The organism is Pseudomonas sp. BW7P1, assembly GCF_024981055.1.
GTDB lineage: Bacteria > Pseudomonadota > Gammaproteobacteria > Pseudomonadales > Pseudomonadaceae > Aquipseudomonas > Aquipseudomonas bananamidigenes.
Window position 1 is genome coordinate 5,373,711 of sequence record NZ_CP103374.1, and the last position, 25,200, is coordinate 5,398,910.

A 25,200-nucleotide genomic window follows, 5' to 3' on the forward strand; every position below is an offset into this window, starting at 1 on the left:
GGAACCGCAATCGCGTGCCATACTCCAAGGCACTCCGATTCAGACAGATGAAGCCGCACATGCCCAAAGGATTGATTCGCGCGATTGGCGCCCTGTTGACCGCTCTGGCCCTCTACAGCCTGCTGGGGTTTCTGATTCTGCCGGGCATTGCGTTGCGTGTCGCCAACCAGCAACTGGCCAACTACGCCACGCTGCCTGCGCATCTTCAGCGTATCGAACTCAATCCGTTCAGCCTCGAAGTCACACTTTGGGGCCTGGTCATCGGCGAGCCGGGCAAGGAACAGGTCGGTTTCGAACGCCTGTACGCCAACCTGCAACTCGACAGCCTGTGGACAAAAGCCCTTCACCTGTCCGACATCGAACTGGACAAACCGAAGACCGAAGTCCTGTTCGCCAAGGACGGCAAACTCAATCTGCTCGGTCTGTTCAAACTGCCGGCCAGCGAACCGACGCCGGCCGATCCGAATGCCAAGCCGTTTCCGCTGCGTATCGACCGGATCAAACTTGCCGGTGGCAACGTGCATTTCGAGGATGCACGCCCGAGCGAGCCGATCGAATTCCTCTACGACAAACTCGATTTCGAACTGAACAACCTCAGCACCCTGCCTGACGACAACGCCGACATGACTCTGGTCGCCATCGGCCCGGCCGGTGGACAGATCGACTGGAAGGGCAACTTCAGCCTGATCCCGATTGCCTCCGAAGGCACGCTCAAGGTGACCGATGGCCAGATGAAAGCGTTCTGGCCCTATGTGCGCGACGCCGTACCGCTGGTGCTGGAAAATGGCGTGGTCAGTCTGAGCACCGACTACAAGCTCAACCTGTCCAAGGAAACCGAACTGCTGCTGAGCAACGTGGCGGTCAGCGTTGCGCCGTTTGCGATCAAGGCACCGGACGGACGTCCGCTGGCAAGACTCGACCGCCTCGACGTCAGCGACACCAGCGTGGACCTGGCCAAACAACAGGTGGTGGTCGGCAAGATCCGCAGCCAGAAACTCGAAACCTGGGCCGCCCTCGAAGCGGACGGGCAACTGGACTGGCAGAAACTGTTCGCCGGCCAGCCGTCCAGACCCGCCGCCAAAGCCGCGGCCGAACCAAAAAACACACCCGCCGCTGCCGACTCGCCGAAAGCGGAACCGACCACGCCGGGCAAACCCTGGCAAGTGCTGCTCAAGGACGTGCAACTGCGCGACTACAAAGTGCATCTGGCCGACCGCTCGGCAAAGCCTGAAGTCGCGCTGGATGTCACGCCGCTGAACATCGATCTGCAGAATTTCGACAGCCTCAACGGCTCGCCCTTCAACGTCAAACTCGACGCCGGCCTGGGCAAACAAGGCAAGATCAACGCCGACGGCGTGGTCAACCTGGCGCCGGTCACCGCCCAGCTCAACGTCAAGACCCAGGACATCGACCTGCGGGTCGCGCAGTCTTACATCAATCCGTTCATTCGCCTGGAATTGCGCAGCGGCATGCTCGGCAGCGACCTGAAAGTGAACCTGAAAAGCACCGAGCCGCTGGCTCTCAGTGTCACCGGTCGCGCCCAGGTCGATCAGTTGCACACCCTCGACACCCTGAAAACCCGAGACTTCCTCAAGTGGCAGCAGGTGGTGGTCGAAGGTCTGAACTATCAGCATGGCGACAGTCTGTCGATCGACAGGATCAACCTGTTCCAGCCGTATGCGCGCTTCATGATCAACGATGACCGCACCACCAACATCGACGACCTGCTCATCCCGCAACCTGCCGATTCCGGAACGAAAACCGCAGCGGCAAAACCTGCCGGCAATTCGAAACCGCTGGGCATTCACATTGGCGGCATCGTCATCAATGACGGCTCGGCCAACTTCGCCGACTTCAGCCTGACGCCGAACTTCGCCACTGCAATCCAGCAGCTCAACGGCCAGATCGGCACCATCGACAGCCGTCAGGCAAAACCGGCCAGCGTCGACGTCAAGGGCAAGGTCGATCGTTATGCGCCGGTGACCATCAAGGGCGCAGTCAATCCGTTCGACCCGATGGCCAGCCTCGATATCGCCACCAGCTTCAGACGGGTCGAGCTGACCACCCTGACGCCCTACTCCGGCAAATTCGCCGGTTACCGGATCCGCAAGGGCCGACTCAATCTCGACCTGCACTACCTGATCACCAAGGGCCAGCTCAAGGCCGAGAACAAGGTGGTGGTCGAGCAACTGCAACTGGGTGAGAAAGTCGACAGCCCGGATGCCGTGAGCCTGCCGCTGAAACTGGCGATTGCACTGCTCAAGGACGTGGACGGCAAGATTTCCATCGAACTGCCGGTCACCGGCGACCTCAACAACCCGCAATTCAGCGTGATGCCGATTGTCTGGCAGACCCTGCGCAATCTGATCGTCAAGGCCGCTGCCGCGCCGTTCAAACTGATTGGCGGGCTGGTCAGCGGCGGCGGGTCGGAAGATCTGGGCACCGTGTCCTTCGCCCCGGGCTCCAGTGAACTGAACAAGGATGCCGAAGCAGCACTGGTGAAGCTGTCGCAAGCGCTGAAGGAGCGTCCGGCCCTGCGTCTGGAAATCGAAGGCACTGCCGCCCAAAGCAGCGACGGGCCGTTGCTTGCCGAACAGCGTCTGGAACGCGAATACCAGTACAACTATTACAAGATGCTCCAGCGCCGTGGCGACAAGGTGCCGGCCCAGGCCTCGATGGTCCAGGTGCCGGACAATGAAAAAGGTCCGCTGCTCGAAGGCATCTACCGCACCCGCCTGAAAACCCAGCCGCCGGCGGAATGGAAAGATCTGGGCAAGGAAGAGCGCACCGCGAAAATGCGTGCGGACGTGATCAAGTTCTGGAGTTCCAGCGACGTGTTGCTGCGCCAGCTCGGTCAGGACCGTGCCAGCAGCATCAAGGACTATCTGGTGGACAAGGGCCAACTGGCGGACGACCGTGTGTATTTCATCGACGCCAATCTGGGCGAAGCGGAAAGCGACGGTCGCGTGGTGACACAAATGCATCTGGACGCCGAGTGATGAACAATCAATGGCTGGCCGCAATGGCGCTGGCGCTCGTCGCCAGCCAGGCTTCGGCATCCGATACCCTGCGCTGTGGCAGCCAGTTGGTAAGCCTCGGTGATCGCGCCAGCGAGGTGCTGCAGAAATGCGGAGAACCGGTCAGCCGTGATGTCCTCGGCTATAAGCGCAGTGCCAATCGCCGTGAAGAATTTCAGGTCGAGGAATGGACCTACGGTCCGAGCAACGGCATGTATCAATACCTGCGCTTCGAGGGCAATCGACTGCGGCAGATCAACAGCAAACGCGGCGACTGAACCATTTTCCCGCCCCTTGAATAGAACAGGCCCCGACACGAATGCCAGGGCCTGTAATGGCCACATTCCCTGTGGCCGTTCGCATGAACTCTAAAGTGCGGCAGACGTATTGCTCGGCCCGCCTGTCGCGTCTTCTCCCGGTCCAGGCGAGAAGTCTTGCCTTACTCGGCTTTCAGGCCGTCAGCGGAGACCGCTTTGACGCCCTTGATTTTCTTGGTGATGTCTACAGCCATTTTCTTCTGGGCTTCTGTCACTGCAACAGTGGAGGACAGAGACACAACGCCTTTGTTGGTTTCTACTTTGATGTCAGTGCCTGGAATGCCTTTTTCGGTAACCAGGTCGCTTTTGACTTTGGTGGTGATCCAGGTGTCGGAAGTGGCTTCTTTCGCCTTGGTCATTTCACCGGCAGCCAAGGTCATTGGAGCCTGGGTTGCCTGAGTGGATTGTGCGAATGCGCCGGTGGCCATGGTCAGGGTCAGCGCGGTAGCAGCAGCGGCAGTGATAGCGAACTTCTTCATACGAGTAACTCCTGTTTTTTCTGGAAAGTCTGCTGCGTGTCTTGTCAGCAGGGTTACCGGGTATGTTGCGAAGGCTGTGCCAACTTTCACGGAATAATTAAACCCTTATAAATCAATTACTTAATAGAATCCGAAATTTTCGGAATCATGCAATTTGCATGACCACCGAATTATCTACATGCAAGTTGCGGCTTTCCGGAAAGTTCCTAACACGCTGAAAAGATTGAAGCTTTTGAGCAATGCCGGGCAAAAGAAAATGCCCCGCAAAGCGGGGCATTTCATGATTCGGCAGCCTGGGATCAAGTACCGCTGCCCGGGCAGCCTTTAGGGGCATAGTCCGGGTTGACTGTCGAAGCACAGCTCCAGACACCGGCTGTATTACCCGTTGCCCCACCGGAGCGGGTCAACGTGATGGTTTTGCCCAGCACGGGAGCCGGCGCGTTGGCCAGCGTGCAAACGATGGTGCCGGCCCCTGAGGATGCAGTGCCCGACGCCGTCACGGTGCCGCAATTGGTTGTCGAGTAGGAAGCGCTGCCGGTCACCAGCGTCAGTGTCGGATCGGTACCTTGATTGATGGTGTCCTCGAACGGCACCTTCAGCGCGCTGATTTCCGCCAGCCCTGCCGTCACCTTCGACCGTGCCTGGTACTTGGTGTATTGCGGCAGCGCGATGGTTGCCAGGATGCCGATGATCGCCACGACGATCAGCAGCTCGATCAAAGTGAAACCCTGTTGTTTTTTCATAGACTTCCTCCATGCATGAGTCGGAATCTCATGATCTGAACAGGTATCAGCACAGCCCGTGCCAAAACGCTGAAAGCCCTGCGCGCTGGGCCTCACCACGTATGCGAGGTCTTTCCTACAACCTGCAACCGCACTATCTGACACTTTTTGTCACCTGCACCCCGCGTGTTTGGCGCTGTCACTTGACTAGGCTATAAGTCATGAACTGTCTGCATCCGGGATTCCCATGAATGACATCGCTCTGAGCGGCCTGGCCAAACAGCTGGTCAAGGCTGAACTGCTCACGGAAAAAAGCGCCCAGCAAGCCTGGCAGCAAGCCCAGCGCAATCGCCTGTCGCTGGTCAGCTATCTGGTCCAGAACAAACTGGTGAAGAGCTGGCAGGTCGCCGAGATTGCCTCGGAGCATTTCGGCATGGCGTTCCTCGACCTCAACTGCCTGGACAAGGAAACCCAGCCCAAAGGGCTGGTCAGTGAAAAACTGGTGCGCCAGCATCACGCCCTGCCCCTGTGGCGGCGCGGCAACAAGTTGTTCGTGGGCATCTCCGACCCGAGCAATCACCAGGCGATCAATGACATCCAGTTCAGCACCGGGCTTAGCACGGAAGCCATTCTGGTGGAGGACGACAAGCTCACCGACGCCATCGAAAAGTTCTTCGACACCCACGCTTCCGGTCTGGAAGACATGGCCGACGTCGATCTGGAAGGACTGGATGTCGAAACCGTCGATGACAGCAGGCAGGACACGATCGCAGGACTGGACGCCGATGATGCGCCGGTGGTGCGCTTCGTCCACAAGATGCTGCTGGACGCGATCAAGAGCGGCTCCTCCGACCTGCACTTCGAACCCTATGAAAAGAACTACCGGGTGCGGGTGCGAACCGACGGCATCCTGCGTGAGATGGCCAAACCACCGATTCAACTGGCCGGGCGCATCGCCGCGCGGTTGAAGGTCATGGCCAGCCTCGACATCTCGGAACGCCGCAAACCCCAGGACGGACGTCTGAAGATGCGCCTGTCGAAAACCAAGTCGATCGATTTCCGGGTCAACACCTTGCCGACGCTATGGGGCGAAAAAGTGGTGATCCGGATCCTCGATCCGTCCAGTGCGCAGATCGGCATCGACGCCCTCGGCTACGAGCCGGAGCAGAAAGAGTTGTACCTGGCCGCCCTGAAGCAACCGCAAGGCATGATTCTGGTGACCGGCCCTACCGGTTCCGGCAAGACCGTGTCGCTGTACACCGGGCTCAACATCCTCAATACCGTCGACATCAACATCTCCACCGCTGAAGACCCGGTGGAGATCAACATGGAAGGCATCAATCAGGTCAACGTCAATCCGAAGCAGGGGCTGGACTTCGCCCAGGCCCTGCGCTCGTTCCTGCGTCAGGACCCCGACGTGATCATGGTCGGCGAAATTCGGGACCTGGAAACCGCAGAGATCGCGATCAAGGCAGCGCAGACAGGTCACCTGGTGCTGTCCACGCTGCACACCAACAGCGCAGCGGAAACGTTGACCCGCTTGCACAACATGGGCATTCCCGGCTTCAACATCGCCACCTCGGTCAGCCTGATCATTGCCCAGCGCCTGGCGCGAAAACTGTGCAACCACTGCAAAAAACCCATCGAGATTCCCCGCGAAACCTTGCTCAAGGAAGGCTTCCCCGAGGAACGCATCGGCAGCTTCACGATCTATGAACCCGCCGGTTGCGATCAATGCAACGGCGGCTACAAGGGACGCACCGGGATTTATGAAGTGGTGAAAAACACCCCCGAACTTCAACGGCTGATCATGGCCGAAGGCAACGCACTGGAAATCGACAGCCAGATGCGTCTGGACGGTTTCAACGACCTGCGCACCTCGGGGCTGATCAAGGCCATGCAAGGCATCACCAGCCTCGAAGAAATCAACCGGGTCACCAAGGACTGAACATGGCGGTCAAGGCAGCGAAAATCAGCGTTTACGCCTGGGAAGGCACGGACAAGAAAGGCAGCCGGATCAGCGGCGAACTGAGCGGACAAAACCCCGCACTGATCAAGGCCCAGTTGCGCAAGCAAGGCATCAATCCCGGCAAGGTGCGCAAGAAGTCCGCGTCGTTGCTGAACTTCGGCAAACGCATCAAGCCGCTGGACATCGCCCTGTTCACCCGGCAGATGGCGACCATGATGAAGGCCGGCGTGCCGTTGCTGCAGTCTTTCGACATCATCGGCGAGGGATTTGAAAATCCGGCCATGCGCAAACTGGTGGACGAGATCAAACAGGAAGTCGCCGCCGGCAACAGTTTCGCGGCGGCCTTGCGCAAGAAGCCGCAATACTTCGACGAGTTGTACTGCAACCTGGTGGATGCCGGCGAGCAGTCCGGCGCCCTCGACACCCTGCTCGAACGTGTGGCGACGTACAAGGAAAAGAGCGAAAGCCTCAAGGCGAAGATCAAGAAAGCCCTGACCTACCCCACAGCCGTGGTTCTGGTGGCTGCCGTCGTCACCGGAATTCTGCTGGTAAAGGTGGTGCCGCAGTTTCAGTCGGTATTTTCCGGATTCGGTGCCGAACTGCCGGCGTTCACCGTGATGGTCATCGGCTTGTCGGAGTTCATGCAGCAATGGTGGTGGGCGATCCTTGGCGTGCTGGTCGTGGCGTTCTTCGGCACCCGCCATGCCCTGAAGAAATCCCAGGCCCTGCGTGACCGACGCGACGCCTGGCTGCTCAAGCTGCCGCTGGTGGGCACCATGATGTACAAATCTGCCGTGGCCCGTTTCGCCCGCACCCTGTCGACGACCTTCGCTGCCGGTGTGCCGCTCGTGGAGGCGCTGGATTCGGTGGCCGGTGCCACCGGCAATGTGGTGTTCAAGCGCGCGGTGCTGCGCATTCGCCAGGACGTGGCCACCGGCATGCAGCTGAATTTCTCGATGCGCACCAGCGGCATGTTTCCGAACATGGCGATACAGATGACGGCGATTGGCGAAGAGTCCGGGGCCCTGGACGACATGCTCGACAAGGTCGCCGGCTTCTACGAGGAAGAGGTGGACAACATGGTCGACAACCTCACCAGCCTCATGGAGCCATTCGTCATGGTGGTGCTCGGGGTCATCGTCGGCGGACTGGTGGTGGCCATGTACCTGCCGATCTTCCAACTCGGTTCAGCGATCTGACATGCCCATCGACGAACTCTTCGCGCTCTACCCGCTGGCCTTTGTCTTCACCGCTCTGATACTCGGGCTGGTGGTCGGCAGCTTCCTCAATGTGGTGGTCTGGCGCCTGCCGAAAATGCTCGAGCGCGATTGGCGCCAGCAGGCCCATGACGTGCTCGGATTGCCCGTGGAAACGCCGCTGCCGGTGTACAACCTGATGTTGCCGCATTCGCAGTGCCCCCACTGCGCCCACCGCATTCGCGCCTGGGAAAACATTCCTCTGCTCAGCTACCTGCTGTTACGCGGTCGCTGCTCGTCATGCGCGGCGCCGATCAGCAAGCGTTATCCCTTGACCGAACTGGCCTGCGGCCTGCTCTCGGCGTTCATTGCCTGGCATCTGGGCTTCGGCTGGCCGGCATGCCTGTTGATCGCGCTGACCTGGGGCTTGCTGGCGATGAGCCTGATCGATACCGAGCATCAATTGTTGCCCGACGTGCTGGTGCTGCCGTTGCTGTGGCTGGGTTTGATCATCAACAGCTTCGGGTTGTTCGTCTCGCTGCACGATGCGTTGTGGGGAGCGGTGGCCGGCTACATGACGCTATGGTCGGTGTTCTGGCTGTTCAAGCTGCTCACCGGCAGGGACGGCATCGGTCACGGCGATTTCAAGTTGCTGGCACTTCTGGGGGCCTGGGGTGGCTGGCAGATTCTGCCGCTGACCATCCTGCTGTCCTCGCTGGTGGGCGCGATTCTGGGAGTGATTCTGCTCAAGTTACGCGACCGCAATTCCTCGACGCCGATTCCTTTCGGCCCGTATCTGGCCATTGCCGGCTGGATTGCCTTGCTCTGGGGTGGTCAAATAACCGACTTCTATTGGCAGTTTGTCGGTTTGAAATGAATACCCCTGTGGAAAAACCCTGGATTCTCGGCCTGACCGGCGGCATCGGCAGCGGTAAAAGCGCGGCCGCCCAGCATTTCATCGATCTCGGCATTCATGTCGTGGATGCCGATCATGCGGCGCGCTGGGTGGTTGAGCCGGGTCGCCCGGCGCTGGCGAAGATTGCCGAGCACTTCGGCCCCGATGTATTGCAGGCCGACGGCACGCTCGATCGCGCAGCGTTGCGCAAGCTGATCTTCGAAGTGCCGGAACAACGCCGCTGGCTCGAGGCCCTGCTGCATCCGCTGATCGCCGAGGAAATCGCCCATCACCTGGCGCTGGCAAAATCGCCTTACGCCATTCTGGTTTCACCGTTGTTGATCGAATCCGGACAGTACGCGATGACCCAGCGGATCCTGGTGATCGATGCGCCACAACAATTGCAGATCGAACGCACCCTGCAGCGTGACCAGACCAGCGAACAGCAGGTTCACGCGATCCTGAAGGCCCAGTCCAGCCGCGAAGACCGCGTCAGCCGCGCCGACGATGTGGTGGTCAACGACCGTGACCTCGCCTGGCTGCACCGCGAGGTCGAGCGCCTGCATCACTTTTACCTGACTTTATCCGGAGGCCGATCATGAGCCAGACCCCAACCGTTGATTGCCCGACCTGTGGCGCCCCGGTGGAATTCACCCCCGAGAACAAATACCGGCCGTTCTGCTCGGACCGCTGCAAACTGATCGACCTCGGCGCCTGGGCGTCGGAAGAACACAAGATTCCGGTCGCCCCGGATGCCGAGGACGAATTGTTTTCCGGCGATTTCGACCCACGTCACTGATCCTGGTCAGGGCCGCATGAAGCCGTAGTCCTGATCGTCGTCGAGGTTTTCTGCCAGAAAGCGCAACTCGTCGGCCAGGTCCTCGGCGTTGCGCACCGCCTTGCTCTGTTGCACCACCGCACTGAGCAAGGCCCGCAGGCTCAATCCCGGATCGAACCCGACCTCCTGCGCCATTTGCAGACTCTGCCGGGTTTCCTGCCTCGCCCACTCGTAAACGCTCATGCCGCTGCTCCTGAAGGAATTTGGTCGAGCATGAAATACCGCGCGCGGTATGGATTTGATGTGAATCAAGACTTGGAATCGTCATCCTTCCAGGGCGCCGAAAGGTAACGGGTGCGGTTGAAAGTCTCCAGCCATTCCGGACTGAACACCACCAGAGCGCTGATGACCATGCCGTTGATGAACGCTTCCGGAAAAATCAACAGCCACAGGTATCCGATGAAGTCTTCCAGCCATTCCGGCATGGCAAAAAGGCCGTCATACCAGAGCAGGGTCAGGCTCAGCACCAGACACGCCAGCGCCGACAAGGCCGCTGCGAAGAAACCCGAGCAGAAGATATACACAAACGGATTGCGCGGTTGCGCCCGCTCGACCAGGATCGCCACGCCTTCGGTGATCAGCACCGGCAGCAGGATCAGCAACGCACCGTTGACCCCGACTGCCACAAGATCCTGGCGTCCCAGCAGAACCAGCCCGATCTGTGCGACCAGCCCGCCCACTATCGCCAGCGGCCAGTCGAGCAACAGCGTCACTGCGGTCATGCCGATGAAGTGATAGGACACACCGGTGTCGAAATCCCTGCGCACCATCCACAGCAGAAAAAGCGCGAACACGGTGCCGAACAGCAAGTGCTGACGACGGCTGTCGCTGAACAATTCGACCCATGGAGCGCGGCAGATCGCCCAGAGCAGCACCGGCAGGTAAATCAGCCAGCCGAGGGTCAGGCTCGTCGAAGACAGCAGTTCTGCACCGATCATGATCCCATCACCTTCATTCGCACCGCAGACTCCCTTGATTGGCGCTCCTGTGCCGAAGTCTACACCGCCGCCCGGGGGAAACAGCCGATGCAAAGCTTTCTGCTTGTCGCAATTGAACGCTAAGCTTGGGCCTATGGATGATTCGGATTATTTACGCCTGCTGACCATCGCGGCCGAGCAGGCCAACGCTTTCCTGTCCAATGCCCGCAAATGGGAGCGTGAGCGTTGGGTCTGCCAGCGCCTGCTGCAAGGCCTCAACATTCCCTATCGGGCCGACGAATTCGCCCCCGCCGGCGAGCCGCCGGACGTGTTGTTTCGCGATGCCAATTTCGAGGTGTTCTTCGTTCTCGACGAAGGGCGCCGCCTCAACGATGAATGGCGTGATGAACTGCAACGGCGGCGCAGCGCCTTTTCCCTGAGCCAACTGGTGCGCCGTGAAGCCAAGCCACGGCGGATCCCTGCCAACGAGTTCCTGTTGCGGCTGGCGCCGACGTTGCGCAAGAAAGCGCATAACTACAAGGAGCGCGGCATGGACCTGGGGGAACTGGACATCATCGCCTTCGCCAGCCTCAAGCGCGAAGTGCTCGACCTCAACAGCCACTTTCCGCCGCCCACCGAATACCTTCGTCAGGGCTGGCGCTCGTTGTCACTGGTAGGGCCGACGTTCGCCCGGGTGCTGTTCGCCCATCCTGATGCACCGGATTTCCTGCGCAGCAACCTGGGCCGCAGCATCCTGTTCGATGTCGGGATCAGTCTGTGACGCCGCTTCAGCAATTGATTGCCGATGTCCCGCAGACCGGACGCGTCTGCTGGATTGGCGTGCGCCCCGAATCCAGGGGACCGATGGTTGTGCTCGATGCGGTCGAAGCGCGGCTTGAAGCCGGTCTTACCGGCGACCATGCCCGGCCCGGGGTACGCAATGCGCGGCAGGTGACGCTGATTCAGTGGGAACATCTGGCCGTCATCAGCGCCCTGATGGGTCGTTCGGCAGAACAACCGGTCACACCTGAAGAACTGCGGCGCAATCTCGTTATCAGCGGAATCAATCTTTTCAGCCTCAAGGGGCGACGTTTTCGCATTGGTCAGGCGATTTTCGAAACCACGGGCTGGTGTCAGCCGTGCGCGCGCCTGCAGAACAACCTCGGCCCCGGAACATTCCAGGCGGTGCGCGGGCATGGCGGAATCACCGCGCGGGTGTTACAAAGCGGGGTCATTCGCCTCGAGGACAGGGTGGCTGTCGAACCGGTCCCGGACAGTGGCTATGCTGCATTCAATCCCGGTTGAAAACCGCTGTAGCTTGTTCACCTTCAGCAACGTCTACCTGACGAGGCCTTTATGACCAGCCGCCTGAACCCCGAAGACCAGAAACATGTCGAAGAGTACCTGCAGTTGTCCCAGCACCGTGTCGAGCGCCGGCCTTTCCGGCCATGGATGCTCCTGGTGCTGGTGCTGGCAGTGACCATTGGTCTGGGCCTGTTGAGCCGTTTGATCAGTTACCTGACGCTATGAGCAGCATCGCGCTCGCTCGGGTAACCGCACCGATTTCCTTTAAAAACCTTGCGAGCTATTCCCATGTCCCATCGTATTGTCATTGTCGGCGGCGGCGCCGGCGGTCTGGAGCTGGCTACCCGTCTGGGTAAGACTCTGGGCAAGCGCGGCACTGCCAGCATCATGCTGGTCGACGCGAACCTGACGCACATCTGGAAACCGCTGTTGCACGAAGTGGCCGCCGGATCGCTGAACTCTTCCGAAGACGAACTCAACTATGTTGCTCAGGCCAAATGGAACCACTTCGAGTTCCAGCTCGGGCGCATGAGCGGGCTTGACCGTGAACAGAAGAAAATCCAGCTCGCCGCCACCTACGACGAAAACGGCATCGAACTGGTTCCGGCACGAGAGGTGCCCTACGACACGCTGGTGATCGCCGTCGGCAGCACCACCAACGATTTCGGCACCCTGGGCGCAGCACAGCACTGCCTGTTCCTCGACACCCGCAAACAGGCCGAGCGTTTCCACCAGCAACTGCTCAATCACTATCTGCGCGCACACGCCGGGCAGACCGATGCGGTGCAGCAGATCAGCGTGGCCATCGTTGGCGCCGGCGCGACCGGCGTCGAACTGGCGGCAGAACTGCACAACGCGGCCCATGAGCTGGCGGCCTACGGACTGGACCGCATCAAACCGGAAAACATGCACATCACCCTGATCGAAGCCGGGCCCCGGGTGCTGCCAGCGCTGCCGGAGCGCATCAGCGGGCCGGTACACAAGACGCTGGAGAAACTCGGGGTCAATGTGATGACCAATGCGTCGGTCAGCCAGGTCACCGCCGACAGCCTGATCACTGCCGATGGCAATGAGATCAAGGCCAGCCTGAAAGTCTGGGCTGCCGGGATCCGCGCACCGGGTTTCCTCAAGGACATCGACGGCCTGGAAACCAACCGGATCAATCAGCTGCAGGTGCTGCCGACGTTGCAGACCACCCGTGACGAAAACATCTTCGCGTTCGGCGACTGCGCAGCCTGCCCGCAACCGGGTTCGGACCGCAACGTTCCACCACGGGCCCAGGCGGCACACCAGCAGGCATCGTTGCTGGCCAGGTCGCTTAAACTGCGGATCGAAGGCAAGACCCTGCCGGAGTACAAATACACCGACTACGGTTCGCTGATTTCGCTGTCACGCTTTTCGGCTGTGGGTAACTTGATGGGTAACCTGACCGGCACCGTGATGCTCGAGGGCTGGCTGGCGCGGATGTTTTACGTGTCGCTGTACCGCATGCACCAGATGGCACTGTACGGCCCTTTCCGCACCGCCATGCTGATGCTGGGCAGCAAGATCGGACGCGGCACCGAGCCACGGCTGAAGCTGCACTGATGTAAACGCCGTGGGGGCGGGCTCGCCTCCACGGCGTTTTGTCTTCTACTGTATCTGCCCCCCGCTTTCCCCACCTTCGCTTACAAACGCCCCAGCTCCTCGACACAGACGCGATACATCGCCACCGCCTAATGGCCACACCCGGGCGCACCTGCTCCGGCTGATCGCCCTTAACGTGTGGTTGCGCTGTGCAACCGAAGGAGAATGAAATGACCCGCACTTCGAAAATTGGCAAAACCTCCCTTGGCCTGGTCGGTGCCGTAATGGCTGGCGGCCTGATGCTGTCTGGCTCGGTCTTCGCTGCGCAGCCACTGGCTCAGGGTTACATGGTCGCGTCGGCCGAAACCTCGGTCAAAACCCCGGAGGGCAAATGCGGTGAAGGCAAATGCGGCGATGCGTCGATGGCCAGGACCGATACCGATGGCGACGGCAAAGTCTCTCGCGCCGAATTCCTGAAGGTCGCGCCGCACTCGGACTTCGACAAGATCGACACCAACCACGACGGTTTCATCGACGAACAAGAGGCTTACGACAACGTCAAAGCCAACTACGAAGCCAATGGCAAGAAAATGCCCAAGGGACTGTTCGAACACCTGAAAGACCGCGACGGCGCCTGATATCCAGCCCTTCCCGACAAAACAAAGCCGCGCATGCCTTGATGGCGTGCGCGGCTTTGTTTTGTCCGATAGCGCTGAAAGAAAAAATATTTTCCGCAGGCAAAAAAAATCCCCGTATCTTTCGATACGAGGATTTTTTATATGGTCGGGGTAGGGGGATTCGAACTCCCGACATCCTGCTCCCAAAGCAGGCGCGCTACCGGACTGCGCTATACCCCGGTAAAAAAAAGGCGACCTTTCAAAGATCGCCTTCTTCGATCAGCGCTTTTGGCCTCTGATCTTAAGATTCGATCCCAGCGCAAACTGGTTTCAAAAATGGTGGGTCGTGTGGGACTCGAACCTACGACCAATTGGTTAAAAGCCAACTGCTCTACCAACTGAGCTAACGACCCAAAAATGGTCGGGGTAGGGGGATTCGAACTCCCGACATCCTGCTCCCAAAGCAGGCGCGCTACCGGACTGCGCTATACCCCGATTTGAAATTGGCTCCGTGACCAGGACTCGAACCTGGGACCCAATGATTAACAGTCATTTGCTCTACCGACTGAGCTATCACGGAACTACATATTTCAAGTTACTGCGGTGAAACTTGCAGCTTCTCGACATCGTTTTCGCATCGCTGCGTTCGTGTGTCTGAGGCGCGCCATTCTACAACCTGGATCACCTTTGTCAACCCCCAAATCGCTTTCAAGTTAATGATTTGCAACTTGTTTCGGATTTCAGCTCAGTGAGCTGAGACCCTGTGGGTGACTGACTGCGGGGCGCACTTTACAAGCCTTTTCCTTAGAGTTCAACAGCCTGGCGAAAAAAAAGGCCTCGCAGTGCGAGGCCTTCCAGTTTCAGTATCAGTTGAACGTGATCTCGTCGTTCTCCACGACACCGGTTGCAGTTTCGCCGGGCAGGAAACGCCCCGACAGAATCAACTGCGCCAACGGGTTCTCGATCCAGCGCTGGATCGCACGCTTCAGCGGCCGTGCGCCATAGACCGGGTCGTAACCGACGGCAATCAGCTTGTCCATCGCCTCCGGACTGAGCTCCAGCTTCAGTTCGCGCTCGGCCAGACGACTGCGCAGCCGACCGAGCTGGATCTCGGTAATGCCCGCGATCTGATCCCGCGCCAATGGTTCGAAGATCACCACTTCGTCGACCCGGTTGATGAACTCCGGACGGAAGTGAGTGGAAATCGCATCCATCACCGCTGCACGTTGTGCCTCACGATCGCCGACCAGTTCCTGAATCTGCATCGAACCCAGGTTGGAGGTCATGACGATTACGGTATTGCGGAAATCCACCGTACGCCCGTGGCTGTCGGTCAGACGACCATCCTCCAGCACCTGCAGCAAAATGTTGAACACATCCGGGTGGGCCTTCTCGACTTCGTCCAGCAGGATCACCGAGTAAGGCTTGCGCCGTACCGCCTCGGTCAGATAACCACCCTCTTCGTAACCGACGTAGCCTGGCGGCGCACCGATCAGACGTGCCACGGAGTGTTTCTCCATGAACTCGGACATGTCGATCCGCACCATGGCCTCTTCAGTATCGAAGAGGAATTCCGCCAGTGCCTTGCACAGTTCGGTTTTACCGACGCCGGTCGGCCCGAGGAACATGAACGAGCCACTCGGACGGTTCGGGTCAGCCAATCCGGCACGAGAACGCCGCACCGCGTTGGCCACGGCGACCACCGCTTCGTCCTGACCGATCACGCGTTGATGCAACAGGCTTTCCATCTTCATCAGCTTGTCGCGCTCGCCTTCGAGCATTTTCGACACGGGAATACCGGTCCACTTCGAGACGACTTCGGCGATTTCCTCTTCGGTCACCTTGCTGCGCAGCAACTGGTTTTCGGCCTTGCCATGCTGGTCGACCATTTGCAGGCTGCGTTCCAGATCCGGGATCACCCCATACTGCAACTCGGCCATCCGGTTCAGGTCGCCTTTGCGTCGCGCGGCTTCCAGTTCCTGACGGGACTGTTCGATCTTCTGCTGAATCTGCGCAGAACCCTGCACTTCGGCTTTTTCCGAGTTCCAGATTTCCTCCAGATCCGAATACTCACGCTCGTGGCGATCGATTTCTTCCTGGAGTTTTTCCAGACGTTTCTTCGCCGCGTCATCGCTTTCTTTCTTCAGCGCCTGGGATTCGACTTTCAGTTGAATCAGGCGACGCTCCAGACGATCCAGCACTTCCGGCTTGGAGTCGATTTCCATGCGGATGCGGCTGGCGGCTTCGTCAATCAGGTCGATCGCCTTGTCAGGCAGTTGCCGATCGGTGATGTAACGATGGCTGAGCCTGGCCGCCGCGATGATCGCGCCGTCGGTGATCGCCACCTTGTGGTGAACCTCGTAACGCTCCTTGAGGCCACGCAGGATCGCGATGGTGTCTTCTTCGCTCGGCTCGTCCACCAGCACTTTCTGGAAGCGCCGTTCGAGGGCTGCGTCCTTCTCGATATATTGGCGGTACTCGTTGAGCGTGGTCGCACCGACGCAATGCAATTCGCCACGGGCCAGAGCCGGCTTGAGCATGTTTCCGGCGTCCATCGAGCCTTCGCCCTTCCCGGCGCCGACCATGGTGTGCAACTCGTCGATGAACAGAATGATCTGCCCTTCCTGCTTCGACAATTCGTTGAGCAGCGCCTTCAGGCGCTCTTCGAACTCGCCGCGATACTTGGCGCCGGCAATCAGCGCCCCCATGTCGAGGGACAACAGGCGTTTGCCGCGCAGGCCATCCGGCACTTCACCATTGATGATGCGCTGGGCCAGCCCCTCGGCAATCGCGGTTTTACCCACGCCAGGCTCGCCGATCAGCACCGGGTTGTTCTTGGTCCGGCGTTGCAGCACCTGAATGGTGCGACGGATTTCATCGTCACGACCGATCACCGGATCGAGCTTGCCGTCTTCGGCACGCTTGGTCAGGTCGACCGTGTATTTATCCAGGGCCTGACGCGATTCTTCGTGGTTGGCGTCGTTGACCGCCTCGCCACCACGCAGGTTGTTGATGGCGTTTTCCAGCGCCTTTTTGCTCACGCCCTGGCCGAGCAGCAACTTGCCGAGTTTGCTGTTTTCATCCATTGCGGCGAGCAGTACCAGTTCACTGGAAATGAACTGGTCACCTTTCTGCTGAGCCAGACGATCAGCTTGGTTGAGCAGACGCGCCAGATCCTGCGACATGTTCACGTCGCCGGTCGGGTTCTGGATTTTCGGTAATTGATCGAGCTCTTTGGTCAGCTCTTTACGCAGGCTGTTGACGTCGAAGCCCACCTGCATCAACAGGGGTTTGATCGAACCACCCTGCTGATCGAGCATGGCCTGCATCAAGTGCGCCGGCTCGATGGCCGGATGATCGTGGCCGACAGCCAGGGATTGGGCATCGGACAACGCCAACTGTAATTTGCTGGTTAAACGGTCTATACGCATGGGTCACCTTCCTTTTGAGCAGGCCGGACCTGAAAACCATCCTGAATAAAGAAACCTGCCAGATACCGCTATAGATGCGGTCGATTCTGGAAGATTCAAGCGTCAGGGAGTTGATGCAGATCAGACAAGCTTAGCGGGCGCCGGGCGACTCAAGCCAGACGAGGGAGGCGAAGCGACCAGTGCGCGACGCACGGCGATAAGAGAAGAAGCGCGGATCGGTCACGGTACAAAAACCGCCACCATACACAGCGGTGACACCGCGAACCGCCAGACGCAGTCGCGCCAGCTTATAGATGTCGGCCATGAACTTGCCCGCGTTATGGCTCGGGACAAAAGCTGTCTCGGCTTCGGGCAGTTGATCGATGAAGACTTCCCGGACTTCCGGGCCGACTTCGAAGGCTTGCGGGCCGATGGCCGGTCCGAGCCAGACCAGAATGTCTTCGGCCGGCACATCCAGGCTATCGAGGGTGGCTTCCAGCACGCCGGCCGCCAGTCCGCGCCAACCGGCATGCGCCGCAGCAACGCGAGTACCGGCACGGTCGCAGAACAGCGCCGGCAGGCAATCGGCGGTCATTGCCGCACAGGCGATACCGGGTGTTGCCGTCCAGCTGGCATCCGCCGTGGCTACAACGGACGGATCGGCATGCGCCACGTCCGTTCCGTGGACTTGCTGCAACCACGCAGGCTTTATAGAAAAGTACTCGGTCAGACGCCGACGGTTTTCGGTGACGGCTTGCGGGCTGTCATCCACATGATCGCCCAGATTGAGACTGTCGAACGGCGCCTCGCTGACACCGCCCTCGCGGGTGGTGACACAGGCCTTGACGCTGGCCGGCGCGGGCCAGTCCGGCGTCAGCCAGTTCATCCGACGAAAGCCTCGCGATCCTGCTTGAGCAGGGTCAGCAGCCAGACCAGATCCTCCGGCAACGGCGATTCCCAGCTCATGCGCTCACCGGTGGTCGGGTGATCCAGCTCCAGGAACCGCGCGTGCAGCGCCTGACGCGGGAAGTGCTTGAGGGACTCGACCATGGTCGGGCTCGCCGCCGGCGGGATGCGGAAACGACCGCCGTAGGCCGGGTCGCCGACCAACGGAAAGTTGATGTGCGCCATGTGTACGCGGATCTGGTGGGTACGACCGGTCTCCAGCTTCACCCGCACGTGGGTGTGGGAACGGAAACGCTCCAGCACACGGTAATGGCTGACGGCAGGCTTGCCGCCTTCCATCACTGCCATGCGCTGGCGCTGCTGGCCGTGACGACCGATAGGTGCATTGATCTTGCCGCCGGCCGTCACCACGCCGATCACGATGCATTCGTAGATCCGGCTGACACTGCGGCTTTGCAACTGCGCGACCAGTTTGGTCTGCGCCTGAATGGTCTTGGCCACCACCATCAGACCGGTGGTGTCCTTGTCCAGACGATGCACGATGCCGGCGCGCGGAACATTGATGATGTCCGGCACGTGGTGCAGCAAGGCGTTGAGCAAGGTGCCGTCGGCATGACCGGCAGCCGGGTGCACCACCAGCCCTGCCGGCTTGTTGATGACCAGAATGTCGTCGTCTTCGTAGACGATATCGAGCTCGATGTCCTGGGCGACCCATTCACCCTGGGCCTCCTGCTCGGCGGTCAGTTCAAGGACGGCACCGCCATGAACGATGTCGCGCGGGCGGATGACCGCCCCGTCCACAGTCAGGCGACCTTCTTTGATCCAGGCGGAAAGGCGCGAGCGGGAGTGCTCTGCGAAGAGTTGGGCGGCGACTTGATCGAGGCGTTGGCCGCCCAATTCGGACGGCACCTCTGCGCGAAGTTCAATTTTATCGGACATGCTCGGACTGGGCGTCGGCTACAGCCTTTGGTTTCGGCTGCGCGCTTGTGGTTAAATACGGCGTCTTTTGCCCCAACGGGGCGCTCATCATAACAGGACGGCCCCGCCCAAGACAGCGGCCGTCATAGGGACGCAAGCCGCCATGCAAGTGAAACACCTGCTGCTGATCGCCATCCTCGCATTGACCGCCGCTTGCTCATCGAAGGAAGTCGTTGACGAAAACCTGAGCGAAACCGAGCTGTACCAGCAGGCTCAAAAGGACCTGGACAACAACAGTTATACCAGCGCCACCGCCAAGCTGAAGGCTCTTGAGTCGCGCTATCCGTTCGGTCGCTACGCGGATCAGGCACAGCTCGAACTGATTTATGCCAACTACAAGAACTCGGAGCCGGAAGCTGCAAAATCCGCTGCCGAGCGCTTCATTCGTCTGCACCCACAGCATCCGAACGTCGACTACGCCTACTACCTCAAGGGTCTGACCTCGTTCGACCAGGACGTCGGCCTGCTGGCGCGCTTCCTGCCGCTGGACATGACCAAGCGTGACCCGGGCGCTGCCCGCGACTCCTACAACGAGTTCGCCCAGCTGACCAGCCGCTACCCCAACAGCCGCTACGCGCCGGACGCCAAGCAGCGCATGATCTACCTGCGTAACCTGCTGGCCGCCTACGAAATCCATGTGGCCGACTACTACCTGACCCGTCAGGCCTACGTCGCCGCAGCCAACCGTGGCCGCTATGTCGTGGAAAACTTCCAGGAAACCCCGTCGGTCGGCGATGGCCTGGCGGTCATGACCGAAGCCTACCAGCGTCTGCATCTGGACGAGCTGGCAGCCACCAGTCTGGAAACCCTGAAACTCAACTACCCGAACCACCCGAGCCTGAAAGACGGCCAGTTCGTACCGTCGGTGGCCGAAGCCGACAACCGTTCGTGGCTGAGCAAGGCGACTCTGGGTCTGATCGAGTCCCGTCCACCGCTGCCACCGGGAGAAACCCGCGCCAACCAGGACGTGCAGAAGCAGTTCCAGGACGCGAAAGACGCGATCCCGAACGAGCTCAAGCCCAAAGACGAAAACGGCGAAGTGATCGAGCCGCCGGAAACCGAGTCGAGCAATACCGACCGTTCCTGGTTCAGCTACATGACCTTTGGTCTGTTCGACTGATCAACTCAGTGATGTTGAAAAAAGGGAGATCTTCGGATCTCCCTTTTTCATTGCCACCTTTTATTACGCTGTGCGCCTGTCGAGTCCTTGGCTAAACTGCCGGATCATCAGCCAAAAAGCCGCCCATCATGCTTCGTTTACTCTTCTGGATCGCCCTGATCGCTGCCGCCGTCTGGCTCTGGCGCAAACTCAAAGCCCCCGTCGCACCTGCGCCCTCCTCCCACGAACGGGATGCCGCACCGATGGTGCGCTGCGCTCACTGCGGCGTGCATCTGCCCCGCGACCGTGCGCTGAACCTGCAACAACAGTGGTATTGCAGCCAGGCTCATCTCGAGCAAGGCCCCGGCTCCAGTGCTCGCTGAGGCCACCAGCACCACTCGCAAACAGGCCCAGCGACTGCTGCGTCTTTATCACCTTTACCGTTTAAGCGTCGGCATCACCCTTGTGCTGCTGATCTCCAGCAACATGGACAACCGCCTGCTGACGTCAGCCGATGACGAGTTGCTGCGCAATGGCAGCTGGTTGTACCTGGTGCTGAACATCCTGCTGGTGGTGTTTCTGGAAAACATCCGCCGCCCCGCCCAGCTGTTCGGTCTGGCACTGGTCGACATCCTGCTGCTGTGCGCGCTGTTCTACGCCGCTGGCGGCGTCGCGAGCCCGGTCGGCAATCTGCTGATCGTCTCGGTAGCGATCAGCAACACCCTGCTGCGACGAAGAATCGGCCTGTTGATCGCGGCCATCGGCGCGCTTGGCATCGTCGGTCTCAGTTTTTTGCAGAGTTTCAACCATCCGTTGAGCGCCAATGATTATCTGCAAGCCGGCACCCTCGGCGCTCTGTGTTTTGCCGGTTCGCTCATGGTGCAGGGGCTGATCCGCCGTCTCGAAGTCAGCGAGACGCTCGCCGAGCAACGGGCCAGCGAAGTGGTCAGCCTCGAGGCCCTCAATGCCCTGATTCTGCAACGCATGCGCACCGGCATTCTCGTACTCGATGAGCAGCGCCGGATACAACTGGCCAACCACAGCGCCCGGACGCTGCTGGCGCAGTCGCCTTTGGAAGGCCAGTTGATCGACGAGTATTCGACCGCGCTGGTCGAGCGCCTGAATCTGTGGCTCAACAATCCGGCCCTGCGACCGCAAAGCCTGAAAATCGCAGCCAACGGTCTGGAGCTGCAACCGAGCTTCATCGCACTGGAACAGAGCCCGAACCGCCAGACCCTGGTGTTTCTCGAGGACCTCGCGCAGATCTCTCAACAGGCCCAGCAGCTGAAACTCGCCGCACTCGGGCGTCTGACCGCCGGTATCGCCCACGAGATCCGCAATCCGCTGGGTGCCATCAGCCATGCAGCGCAGCTGCTGCAGGAATCCGAGGAACTCGACGGCGCAGACCGGCGTCTGACGCAGATCATCCAGGATCACTCCCAGCGCATGAACCGAGTCATTGAAAACGTCCTGCAACTGTCCCGCCGCCAGCAGAGCGCGCCGCAGCGGCTGGACCTCGCGCCCTGGCTGACGCAGTTCGTCGCCGAAGCCCGGGAACAGGCCGGCGAACGTCAGCGGATTCATTTGCGGATCGACACCGGGGACTTCCGCACGCTGATGGATCCTGGTCAGTTGACGCAAATTCTCGACAATCTGTTGCGCAACGGCTGGCGTCACAGCGCCCTGCTGCACGATCCGGCCGAAGTCTGGCTGACACTGTTCGTCGACCGCGAAAGCCAGCTGGCCGTGCTCGAAGTGCAAGATAACGGCCCAGGCGTGGCGCCGGATCAGCAGTCACATCTGTTCGAACCCTTCTTCACCACCAGCAGCCAGGGCACCGGCCTTGGGCTTTATCTGTCCCGTGAGCTGTGCGAAAGCAACCAGGCCCGCCTAGACTTCAAACCACGCCAAGGCGGCGGCTGCTTTCGCATCACCTTTGCTCATGGACGGAAACAAAGTTGAACACGAGCCCACGGCAAAAAATCCTCATCGTCGACGACGAACCGGATATCCGCGAACTCCTGGAAATCACCCTGGGACGGATGAAACTCGACACTTTCAGCGCTCGCAACCTCGGCGAAGCGCAGGCCCTGCTGCGTCGCGACACATTCGATCTGTGCCTGACCGACATGCGCCTGCCGGATGGCACCGGGCTGGAGCTGGTTCAGCACATCCAGCAACGCCACCCGCAATTGCCGGTGGCGATGATCACCGCCTATGGCAGCCTGGAAACCGCGATCAACGCACTGAAGGCCGGCGCTTTCGACTTCCTCACCAAACCGGTGGACCTCGCTCGCCTGCGCGAACTGGTCACAACCGCGCTGCGCATGCCGGCGACAGGCAACGTCTGCACGTCAATCGATCGCCGGCTGCTGGGTGACTCGTTGCCGATGCGCAATCTGCGCAATCAAATCGACAAACTGGCCCGAAGTCAGGCGCCGGTCTACATCAGCGGGGAGTCCGGCAGCGGCAAGGAACTGGCCGCCCGCCTGATTCATGAACAGGGGCCACGTGCCAGCCGGCCATTCGTACCGGTGAATTGCGGGGCGATTGCTTCGGAGTTGATGGAAAGCGAATTTTTCGGTCACCGCAAAGGCAGTTTCACCGGCGCGGTTGACGACAAGCCGGGGCTGTTCCAGGCCGCCCATGGCGGTACGCTGTTTCTCGATGAAGTGGCGGACTTGCCGCTGTCGATGCAGGTCAAGCTGCTGCGGGCGATCCAGGAAAAAGCCGTACGCAGCATCGGCGGCCAGCAGGAAACCGTGGTCGATGTGCGAATTCTCTGCGCCACCCACAAGGACCTGGACGCCGAAGTCGCTGCCGAGCGCTTTCGCCAGGACCTGTATTACCGGCTGAACGTAATCGAATTGCGTGTGCCTTCCCTGCGCGAACGTCGTGACGATATCGAGGGCTTGGCCGCCCACATGCTCAAGCGCCTGGCGAACGGTACCGGCCAACCGGTGGCGCGCTTGCATCCACAAGCGCTGGAGGCATTGAAGAACTACCGTTTCCCGGGAAATGTGCGAGAACTCGAGAATGTCCTCGAACGCGCACACACCCTGTGCGAAAACCGCGTGATCGAGGCCGACGACCTGCGTCTGAGCGAGGGCAATTGCGCAGTCGAGGGCGGTATGGCCGATCTCACGCAGATCGACAACCTGGAAGCCTATCTGGAGAACGTCGAACGCAAACTGATTCTGCAGGCGCTGGAAGAAACCCGCTGGAACCGTACCGCAGCGGCCCAGCGGTTGAATCTGTCGTTTCGCTCGATGCGCTATCGACTGAAGAAACTGGGCCTGGATTAAGGGCCCTTTCGCGGGCAAGCCCGCTCCCACGGTGTTGAGCAAAACGCCGTAGGAGCGGGCTTGGCCGCGAAAGCGATTTGTCAGTCACCAGAAGAGAAACTGACTAGATACGCCCGTTCGGGGCATAAGGCGCCGGATCGATGATCGGCGCTCGCCCCAGCATCACATCGGCAAACAGCTGACAGGAGGCCGGTGCCAGCACCAATCCGTTGCGATAGTGCCCGCAGTTGAGCCACAAACCATCGAATCCGGGCACCCGTCCAATATAGGGAATGCCTTCCGGCGAGCCCGGACGCAACCCGGCCCAGTGCCCCACCACTTCGGCATCCGCCAGCGCCGGCAACAACTCGACCGCCGAGGCCTTGAGGCTTTCCAGTGCAGGGCCCGTCGGGGTCTTGTCGAAACCCTCGTGTTCCAGCGTACTGCCGATCAGGATATGCCCGTCCCGTCGCGGAATCGCATAACGCCCCTTGGCCAGCACCATGCTCGGCAGGAAGTCCGCCGCGCACTTGTAGAGAATCATCTGGCCCTTGACCGGCTCTACCGGCAGCGAAAGATTCAGCGTCTTGAGCAGCTCACCGCTCCACGCCCCCGCCGTCAGCACCACCTGATCGCCGTTGATCACGCCCCTCGAGGTATCCACACCGACAACCCGTTCGCCCTCCCGGACAAACCCGCTGACCTCGCACTGCTCGTGAATCGTCACGTTCGGCAGCGCCTGCAACGCCGCTTTCAAGGACTTCACCAACCGCGGATTGCGCACGTTGGCCACGTCAGCCATGTAGATCGCCCGGGAGAATCCACCGCCCAGCACCGGCACCGCATCATGGGCCGCCGAGATATCCACAGCCCGCAACGGGCGTTTTTCCCGCTCGGCCCAGGCCAGCGCTTCGGCTTCGTCATCCAGATCCAGCCAGTACAGGCCGGTGGTATGAACTTCAGGATCGACGCCGGTATCGGCAAACAACCGCTCGCCCAGCTGTGGATAAAAATCCTGTGACCAGTGCGCCAGCGCCGTGACCGCCGGGCTATAGCGCCACGGATAAAGAGGGGAAACGATACCACCGCCGGCCCAGGAGGACTCCTGGCCCACGTTCGAACGATCCAGCAGCACTACGCTGCGTACTTCGGAGGCGAGGTTGTACGCGGTCAGCAGGCCAATCACCCCGCCACCGACGATCACCACTTGCTGTTGCCTGGTCATGTTTGTTCCAACCGTAAAAAAGACAGCGGGCGCAAAAGGCACCCGAATGAATGCGGCTCAGCGGCCCCAGCAATCCTTGGTGGCGAGCCCGGCTGTCGCGTTGACCATGCTGCGCACACCGGTGTTGGTGAGGGTGAAGTCCCCGCACTTGTCGCCGGCCATGGTCGTGCCGGCCTTGCGGGTAGCGGTCAGCAGATAAGTCTGGTCAGCGATGGTCGGGGTGATGGTGTAGAAATCATTGCCCGTGCTGAGCCCGGTGACACCGGTGTAAATGTTGTTCCGGGTGTAGAAGCGTTCGAGGGTCTGCGCCTGCTCGTTCAGCAGCGAGGCCACTTCGGCGCGGCGCCCCTTCTTCAGGTATTCGGTATAGCTCGGTGCGGCAATGGTGATGATGATCCCGATGATCGCAATCACGATCATGATTTCGATCAGGGTGAAACCTCGGATGGATCTGCGCATG

At 60.2% G+C, this 25,200-nt stretch carries 25 protein-coding genes and 4 tRNA genes; 16 read left to right on the top strand and 13 right to left on the bottom strand.

The genetic code is table 11. The annotated features are described in order from the left end of the window. Nucleotides 1-47 precede the first annotated feature (47 nt). Both NWV16_RS24190 and NWV16_RS24195 read left to right on the top strand, forming a co-directional pair. Entirely contained in the window at nucleotides 48-2,999 is a 2,952-nt protein-coding gene (locus tag NWV16_RS24190; protein ID WP_260521043.1) for a DUF748 domain-containing protein, read from the top strand. Then, nucleotides 2,999-3,295: a DUF2845 domain-containing protein gene (locus NWV16_RS24195; RefSeq protein ID WP_065261582.1), complete on the top strand. Its 297-nt coding sequence runs from the start codon at nucleotides 2,999-3,001 to the stop codon at nucleotides 3,293-3,295. The genes NWV16_RS24190 and NWV16_RS24195 overlap by 1 nt, the downstream gene beginning before the upstream one ends. A 161-nt stretch (nucleotides 3,296-3,456) precedes the next feature. Here NWV16_RS24195 and NWV16_RS24200 read toward each other — a convergent pair whose 3' ends face one another. Next, on the bottom strand, nucleotides 3,457-3,813 hold the full coding sequence (locus NWV16_RS24200) for a BON domain-containing protein (RefSeq protein WP_065261581.1): 357 nt from the start codon (nucleotides 3,811-3,813) through the stop codon (nucleotides 3,457-3,459). 299 nt (nucleotides 3,814-4,112) lie between these two features. Beyond that, nucleotides 4,113-4,556 (bottom strand): pilin, encoded by a 444-nt coding sequence (locus tag NWV16_RS24205; protein ID WP_065261580.1) that lies wholly within the window; start codon nucleotides 4,554-4,556, stop codon nucleotides 4,113-4,115. A 226-nt stretch (nucleotides 4,557-4,782) separates the two neighbouring features. Between NWV16_RS24205 and pilB the strand changes: the two genes are divergently transcribed. From pilB to yacG, 5 genes are read left to right on the top strand one after another with little or no spacing between them, the layout of a single operon-like run. Beyond that, complete coding sequence (gene pilB / locus NWV16_RS24210; protein WP_260521044.1) at nucleotides 4,783-6,483, top strand: type IV-A pilus assembly ATPase PilB; 1,701 nt, start codon at nucleotides 4,783-4,785, stop codon at nucleotides 6,481-6,483. Nucleotides 6,484-6,485: 2 nt separating this feature from the next. After that, a complete protein-coding gene (locus tag NWV16_RS24215; protein WP_260521045.1) occupies nucleotides 6,486-7,703 on the top strand; it encodes a type II secretion system F family protein in 1,218 nt (405 codons plus the stop codon). Nucleotide 7,704: 1 nt separating this feature from the next. Then, nucleotides 7,705-8,577 carry a prepilin peptidase gene (locus tag NWV16_RS24220; RefSeq protein WP_260521046.1) on the top strand — a complete coding sequence of 291 codons (873 nt, stop codon included), beginning with the start codon at nucleotides 7,705-7,707 and terminating at the stop codon, nucleotides 8,575-8,577. Next, nucleotides 8,574-9,197, top strand: coding sequence for a dephospho-CoA kinase (gene coaE / locus NWV16_RS24225; RefSeq protein WP_260521047.1), 624 nt, complete (start codon nucleotides 8,574-8,576; stop codon nucleotides 9,195-9,197). Before NWV16_RS24220 ends, coaE begins: the two co-directional genes overlap by 4 nt. Continuing rightward, nucleotides 9,194-9,394 (top strand): DNA gyrase inhibitor YacG, encoded by a 201-nt coding sequence (gene yacG / locus NWV16_RS24230; RefSeq protein ID WP_260521048.1) that lies wholly within the window; start codon nucleotides 9,194-9,196, stop codon nucleotides 9,392-9,394. Before coaE ends, yacG begins: the two co-directional genes overlap by 4 nt. A gap of 6 nt (nucleotides 9,395-9,400) precedes the next feature. Here the strand turns inward: yacG and NWV16_RS24235 are convergent, their stop codons facing one another. Both NWV16_RS24235 and NWV16_RS24240 read right to left on the bottom strand, forming a co-directional pair. After that, nucleotides 9,401-9,616: a hypothetical protein gene (locus tag NWV16_RS24235; protein ID WP_065261575.1), complete on the bottom strand. Its 216-nt coding sequence runs from the start codon at nucleotides 9,614-9,616 to the stop codon at nucleotides 9,401-9,403. Between the two features lie 65 nt (nucleotides 9,617-9,681). Next, a complete protein-coding gene (locus NWV16_RS24240; RefSeq protein ID WP_260521049.1) occupies nucleotides 9,682-10,371 on the bottom strand; it encodes an energy-coupling factor ABC transporter permease in 690 nt (229 codons plus the stop codon). A 133-nt stretch (nucleotides 10,372-10,504) separates the two neighbouring features. Between NWV16_RS24240 and NWV16_RS24245 the strand changes: the two genes are divergently transcribed. From NWV16_RS24245 to NWV16_RS24265, 5 genes are all read left to right on the top strand, one after another. Further along, on the top strand, nucleotides 10,505-11,131 hold the full coding sequence (locus tag NWV16_RS24245; protein ID WP_065261573.1) for a DUF1780 domain-containing protein: 627 nt from the start codon (nucleotides 10,505-10,507) through the stop codon (nucleotides 11,129-11,131). After that, the gene (locus NWV16_RS24250; protein ID WP_260521050.1) at nucleotides 11,128-11,655 is read left to right on the top strand and encodes an MOSC domain-containing protein; all 528 of its coding nucleotides are present in this window, start codon (nucleotides 11,128-11,130) and stop codon (nucleotides 11,653-11,655) included. Before NWV16_RS24245 ends, NWV16_RS24250 begins: the two co-directional genes overlap by 4 nt. Nucleotides 11,656-11,706: 51 nt before the next feature. Further along, nucleotides 11,707-11,880: a DUF3094 family protein gene (locus tag NWV16_RS24255; RefSeq protein ID WP_003228304.1), complete on the top strand. Its 174-nt coding sequence runs from the start codon at nucleotides 11,707-11,709 to the stop codon at nucleotides 11,878-11,880. Between the two features lie 63 nt (nucleotides 11,881-11,943). Beyond that, nucleotides 11,944-13,242 (top strand): NAD(P)/FAD-dependent oxidoreductase, encoded by a 1,299-nt coding sequence (locus NWV16_RS24260; protein ID WP_065261570.1) that lies wholly within the window; start codon nucleotides 11,944-11,946, stop codon nucleotides 13,240-13,242. Nucleotides 13,243-13,451: 209 nt separating this feature from the next. After that, nucleotides 13,452-13,859 (top strand): hypothetical protein, encoded by a 408-nt coding sequence (locus NWV16_RS24265; RefSeq protein ID WP_065261569.1) that lies wholly within the window; start codon nucleotides 13,452-13,454, stop codon nucleotides 13,857-13,859. Between the two features lie 142 nt (nucleotides 13,860-14,001). Here the strand turns inward: NWV16_RS24265 and NWV16_RS24270 are convergent. The 7 genes from NWV16_RS24270 to rluD form a co-directional block, all read right to left on the bottom strand. After that, nucleotides 14,002-14,078: transfer RNA gene (locus NWV16_RS24270), tRNA-Pro, on the bottom strand. A gap of 97 nt (nucleotides 14,079-14,175) precedes the next feature. After that, nucleotides 14,176-14,251 (bottom strand) — tRNA-Lys (locus NWV16_RS24275). Between the two features lie 5 nt (nucleotides 14,252-14,256). Further along, nucleotides 14,257-14,333 (bottom strand) — tRNA-Pro (locus NWV16_RS24280). 9 nt (nucleotides 14,334-14,342) lie between these two features. Beyond that, nucleotides 14,343-14,418, bottom strand: a tRNA-Asn gene (locus NWV16_RS24285). A gap of 286 nt (nucleotides 14,419-14,704) precedes the next feature. Continuing rightward, nucleotides 14,705-17,269: an ATP-dependent chaperone ClpB gene (clpB, locus tag NWV16_RS24290; protein WP_065257483.1), complete on the bottom strand. Its 2,565-nt coding sequence runs from the start codon at nucleotides 17,267-17,269 to the stop codon at nucleotides 14,705-14,707. A gap of 130 nt (nucleotides 17,270-17,399) precedes the next feature. Then, nucleotides 17,400-18,134: a peptidoglycan editing factor PgeF gene (gene pgeF / locus NWV16_RS24295; protein ID WP_260521051.1), complete on the bottom strand. Its 735-nt coding sequence runs from the start codon at nucleotides 18,132-18,134 to the stop codon at nucleotides 17,400-17,402. After that, a complete protein-coding gene (gene rluD, locus NWV16_RS24300) occupies nucleotides 18,131-19,093 on the bottom strand; it encodes a 23S rRNA pseudouridine(1911/1915/1917) synthase RluD (protein ID WP_065257485.1) in 963 nt (320 codons plus the stop codon). The genes pgeF and rluD overlap by 4 nt, the downstream gene beginning before the upstream one ends. A gap of 142 nt (nucleotides 19,094-19,235) precedes the next feature. On the opposite strand from rluD, the gene NWV16_RS24305 reads away from it, so the two are divergent. From NWV16_RS24305 to NWV16_RS24320, 4 genes are all read left to right on the top strand, one after another. Then, nucleotides 19,236-20,252 carry an outer membrane protein assembly factor BamD gene (locus NWV16_RS24305; protein WP_065257486.1) on the top strand — a complete coding sequence of 339 codons (1,017 nt, stop codon included), beginning with the start codon at nucleotides 19,236-19,238 and terminating at the stop codon, nucleotides 20,250-20,252. Nucleotides 20,253-20,380: 128 nt separating this feature from the next. Beyond that, nucleotides 20,381-20,614 carry a PP0621 family protein gene (locus tag NWV16_RS24310; protein WP_260521052.1) on the top strand — a complete coding sequence of 78 codons (234 nt, stop codon included), beginning with the start codon at nucleotides 20,381-20,383 and terminating at the stop codon, nucleotides 20,612-20,614. Further along, on the top strand, nucleotides 20,604-22,193 hold the full coding sequence (locus NWV16_RS24315) for a sensor histidine kinase (RefSeq protein WP_260521053.1): 1,590 nt from the start codon (nucleotides 20,604-20,606) through the stop codon (nucleotides 22,191-22,193). Before NWV16_RS24310 ends, NWV16_RS24315 begins: the two co-directional genes overlap by 11 nt. Then, nucleotides 22,190-23,536, top strand: a complete 1,347-nt coding sequence (locus NWV16_RS24320; RefSeq protein ID WP_260521054.1) for a sigma-54-dependent transcriptional regulator — start codon at nucleotides 22,190-22,192, stop codon at nucleotides 23,534-23,536. The genes NWV16_RS24315 and NWV16_RS24320 overlap by 4 nt, the downstream gene beginning before the upstream one ends. 103 nt (nucleotides 23,537-23,639) lie before the next feature. Here the strand turns inward: NWV16_RS24320 and thiO are convergent, their stop codons facing one another. Together thiO and NWV16_RS24330 are read right to left on the bottom strand one after the other, a co-directional pair. Continuing rightward, the gene (gene thiO / locus NWV16_RS24325; RefSeq protein WP_260521055.1) at nucleotides 23,640-24,740 is read right to left on the bottom strand and encodes a glycine oxidase ThiO; all 1,101 of its coding nucleotides are present in this window, start codon (nucleotides 24,738-24,740) and stop codon (nucleotides 23,640-23,642) included. A gap of 57 nt (nucleotides 24,741-24,797) precedes the next feature. Further along, nucleotides 24,798-25,199: a type IV pilin protein gene (locus NWV16_RS24330; RefSeq protein WP_260521056.1), complete on the bottom strand. Its 402-nt coding sequence runs from the start codon at nucleotides 25,197-25,199 to the stop codon at nucleotides 24,798-24,800. Nucleotide 25,200: the final 1 nt, after the last annotated feature.

Bases quoted from the DNA above. Each gene is read 5' to 3' on its own strand.
- NWV16_RS24205 (WP_065261580.1), bottom strand. From the start codon at position 4,556: ATGAAAAAACAACAGGGTTTCACTTTGATCGAGCTGCTGATCGTCGTG.
- NWV16_RS24245 (WP_065261573.1), top strand. From the start codon at position 10,505: ATGGATGATTCGGATTATTTACGCCTGCTGACCATCGCGGCCGAGCAG.
- NWV16_RS24190 (WP_260521043.1), top strand. From the start codon at position 48: ATGAAGCCGCACATGCCCAAAGGATTGATTCGCGCGATTGGCGCCCTG.
- thiO (WP_260521055.1), bottom strand. From the start codon at position 24,740: ATGACCAGGCAACAGCAAGTGGTGATCGTCGGTGGCGGGGTGATTGGC.
- NWV16_RS24240 (WP_260521049.1), bottom strand. From the start codon at position 10,371: ATGATCGGTGCAGAACTGCTGTCTTCGACGAGCCTGACCCTCGGCTGG.
- NWV16_RS24200 (WP_065261581.1), bottom strand. From the start codon at position 3,813: ATGAAGAAGTTCGCTATCACTGCCGCTGCTGCTACCGCGCTGACCCTG.
- pgeF (WP_260521051.1), bottom strand. From the start codon at position 18,134: ATGAACTGGCTGACGCCGGACTGGCCCGCGCCGGCCAGCGTCAAGGCC.
- clpB (WP_065257483.1), bottom strand. From the start codon at position 17,269: ATGCGTATAGACCGTTTAACCAGCAAATTACAGTTGGCGTTGTCCGAT.
- NWV16_RS24265 (WP_065261569.1), top strand. From the start codon at position 13,452: ATGACCCGCACTTCGAAAATTGGCAAAACCTCCCTTGGCCTGGTCGGT.
- NWV16_RS24310 (WP_260521052.1), top strand. From the start codon at position 20,381: ATGCTTCGTTTACTCTTCTGGATCGCCCTGATCGCTGCCGCCGTCTGG.
- rluD (WP_065257485.1), bottom strand. From the start codon at position 19,093: ATGTCCGATAAAATTGAACTTCGCGCAGAGGTGCCGTCCGAATTGGGC.
- NWV16_RS24260 (WP_065261570.1), top strand. From the start codon at position 11,944: ATGTCCCATCGTATTGTCATTGTCGGCGGCGGCGCCGGCGGTCTGGAG.
- NWV16_RS24215 (WP_260521045.1), top strand. From the start codon at position 6,486: ATGGCGGTCAAGGCAGCGAAAATCAGCGTTTACGCCTGGGAAGGCACG.
- yacG (WP_260521048.1), top strand. From the start codon at position 9,194: ATGAGCCAGACCCCAACCGTTGATTGCCCGACCTGTGGCGCCCCGGTG.
- NWV16_RS24235 (WP_065261575.1), bottom strand. From the start codon at position 9,616: ATGAGCGTTTACGAGTGGGCGAGGCAGGAAACCCGGCAGAGTCTGCAA.
- coaE (WP_260521047.1), top strand. From the start codon at position 8,574: ATGAATACCCCTGTGGAAAAACCCTGGATTCTCGGCCTGACCGGCGGC.
- NWV16_RS24255 (WP_003228304.1), top strand. From the start codon at position 11,707: ATGACCAGCCGCCTGAACCCCGAAGACCAGAAACATGTCGAAGAGTAC.
- NWV16_RS24195 (WP_065261582.1), top strand. From the start codon at position 2,999: ATGAACAATCAATGGCTGGCCGCAATGGCGCTGGCGCTCGTCGCCAGC.
- NWV16_RS24220 (WP_260521046.1), top strand. From the start codon at position 7,705: ATGCCCATCGACGAACTCTTCGCGCTCTACCCGCTGGCCTTTGTCTTC.
- NWV16_RS24330 (WP_260521056.1), bottom strand. From the start codon at position 25,199: ATGCGCAGATCCATCCGAGGTTTCACCCTGATCGAAATCATGATCGTG.
- pilB (WP_260521044.1), top strand. From the start codon at position 4,783: ATGAATGACATCGCTCTGAGCGGCCTGGCCAAACAGCTGGTCAAGGCT.
- NWV16_RS24305 (WP_065257486.1), top strand. From the start codon at position 19,236: ATGCAAGTGAAACACCTGCTGCTGATCGCCATCCTCGCATTGACCGCC.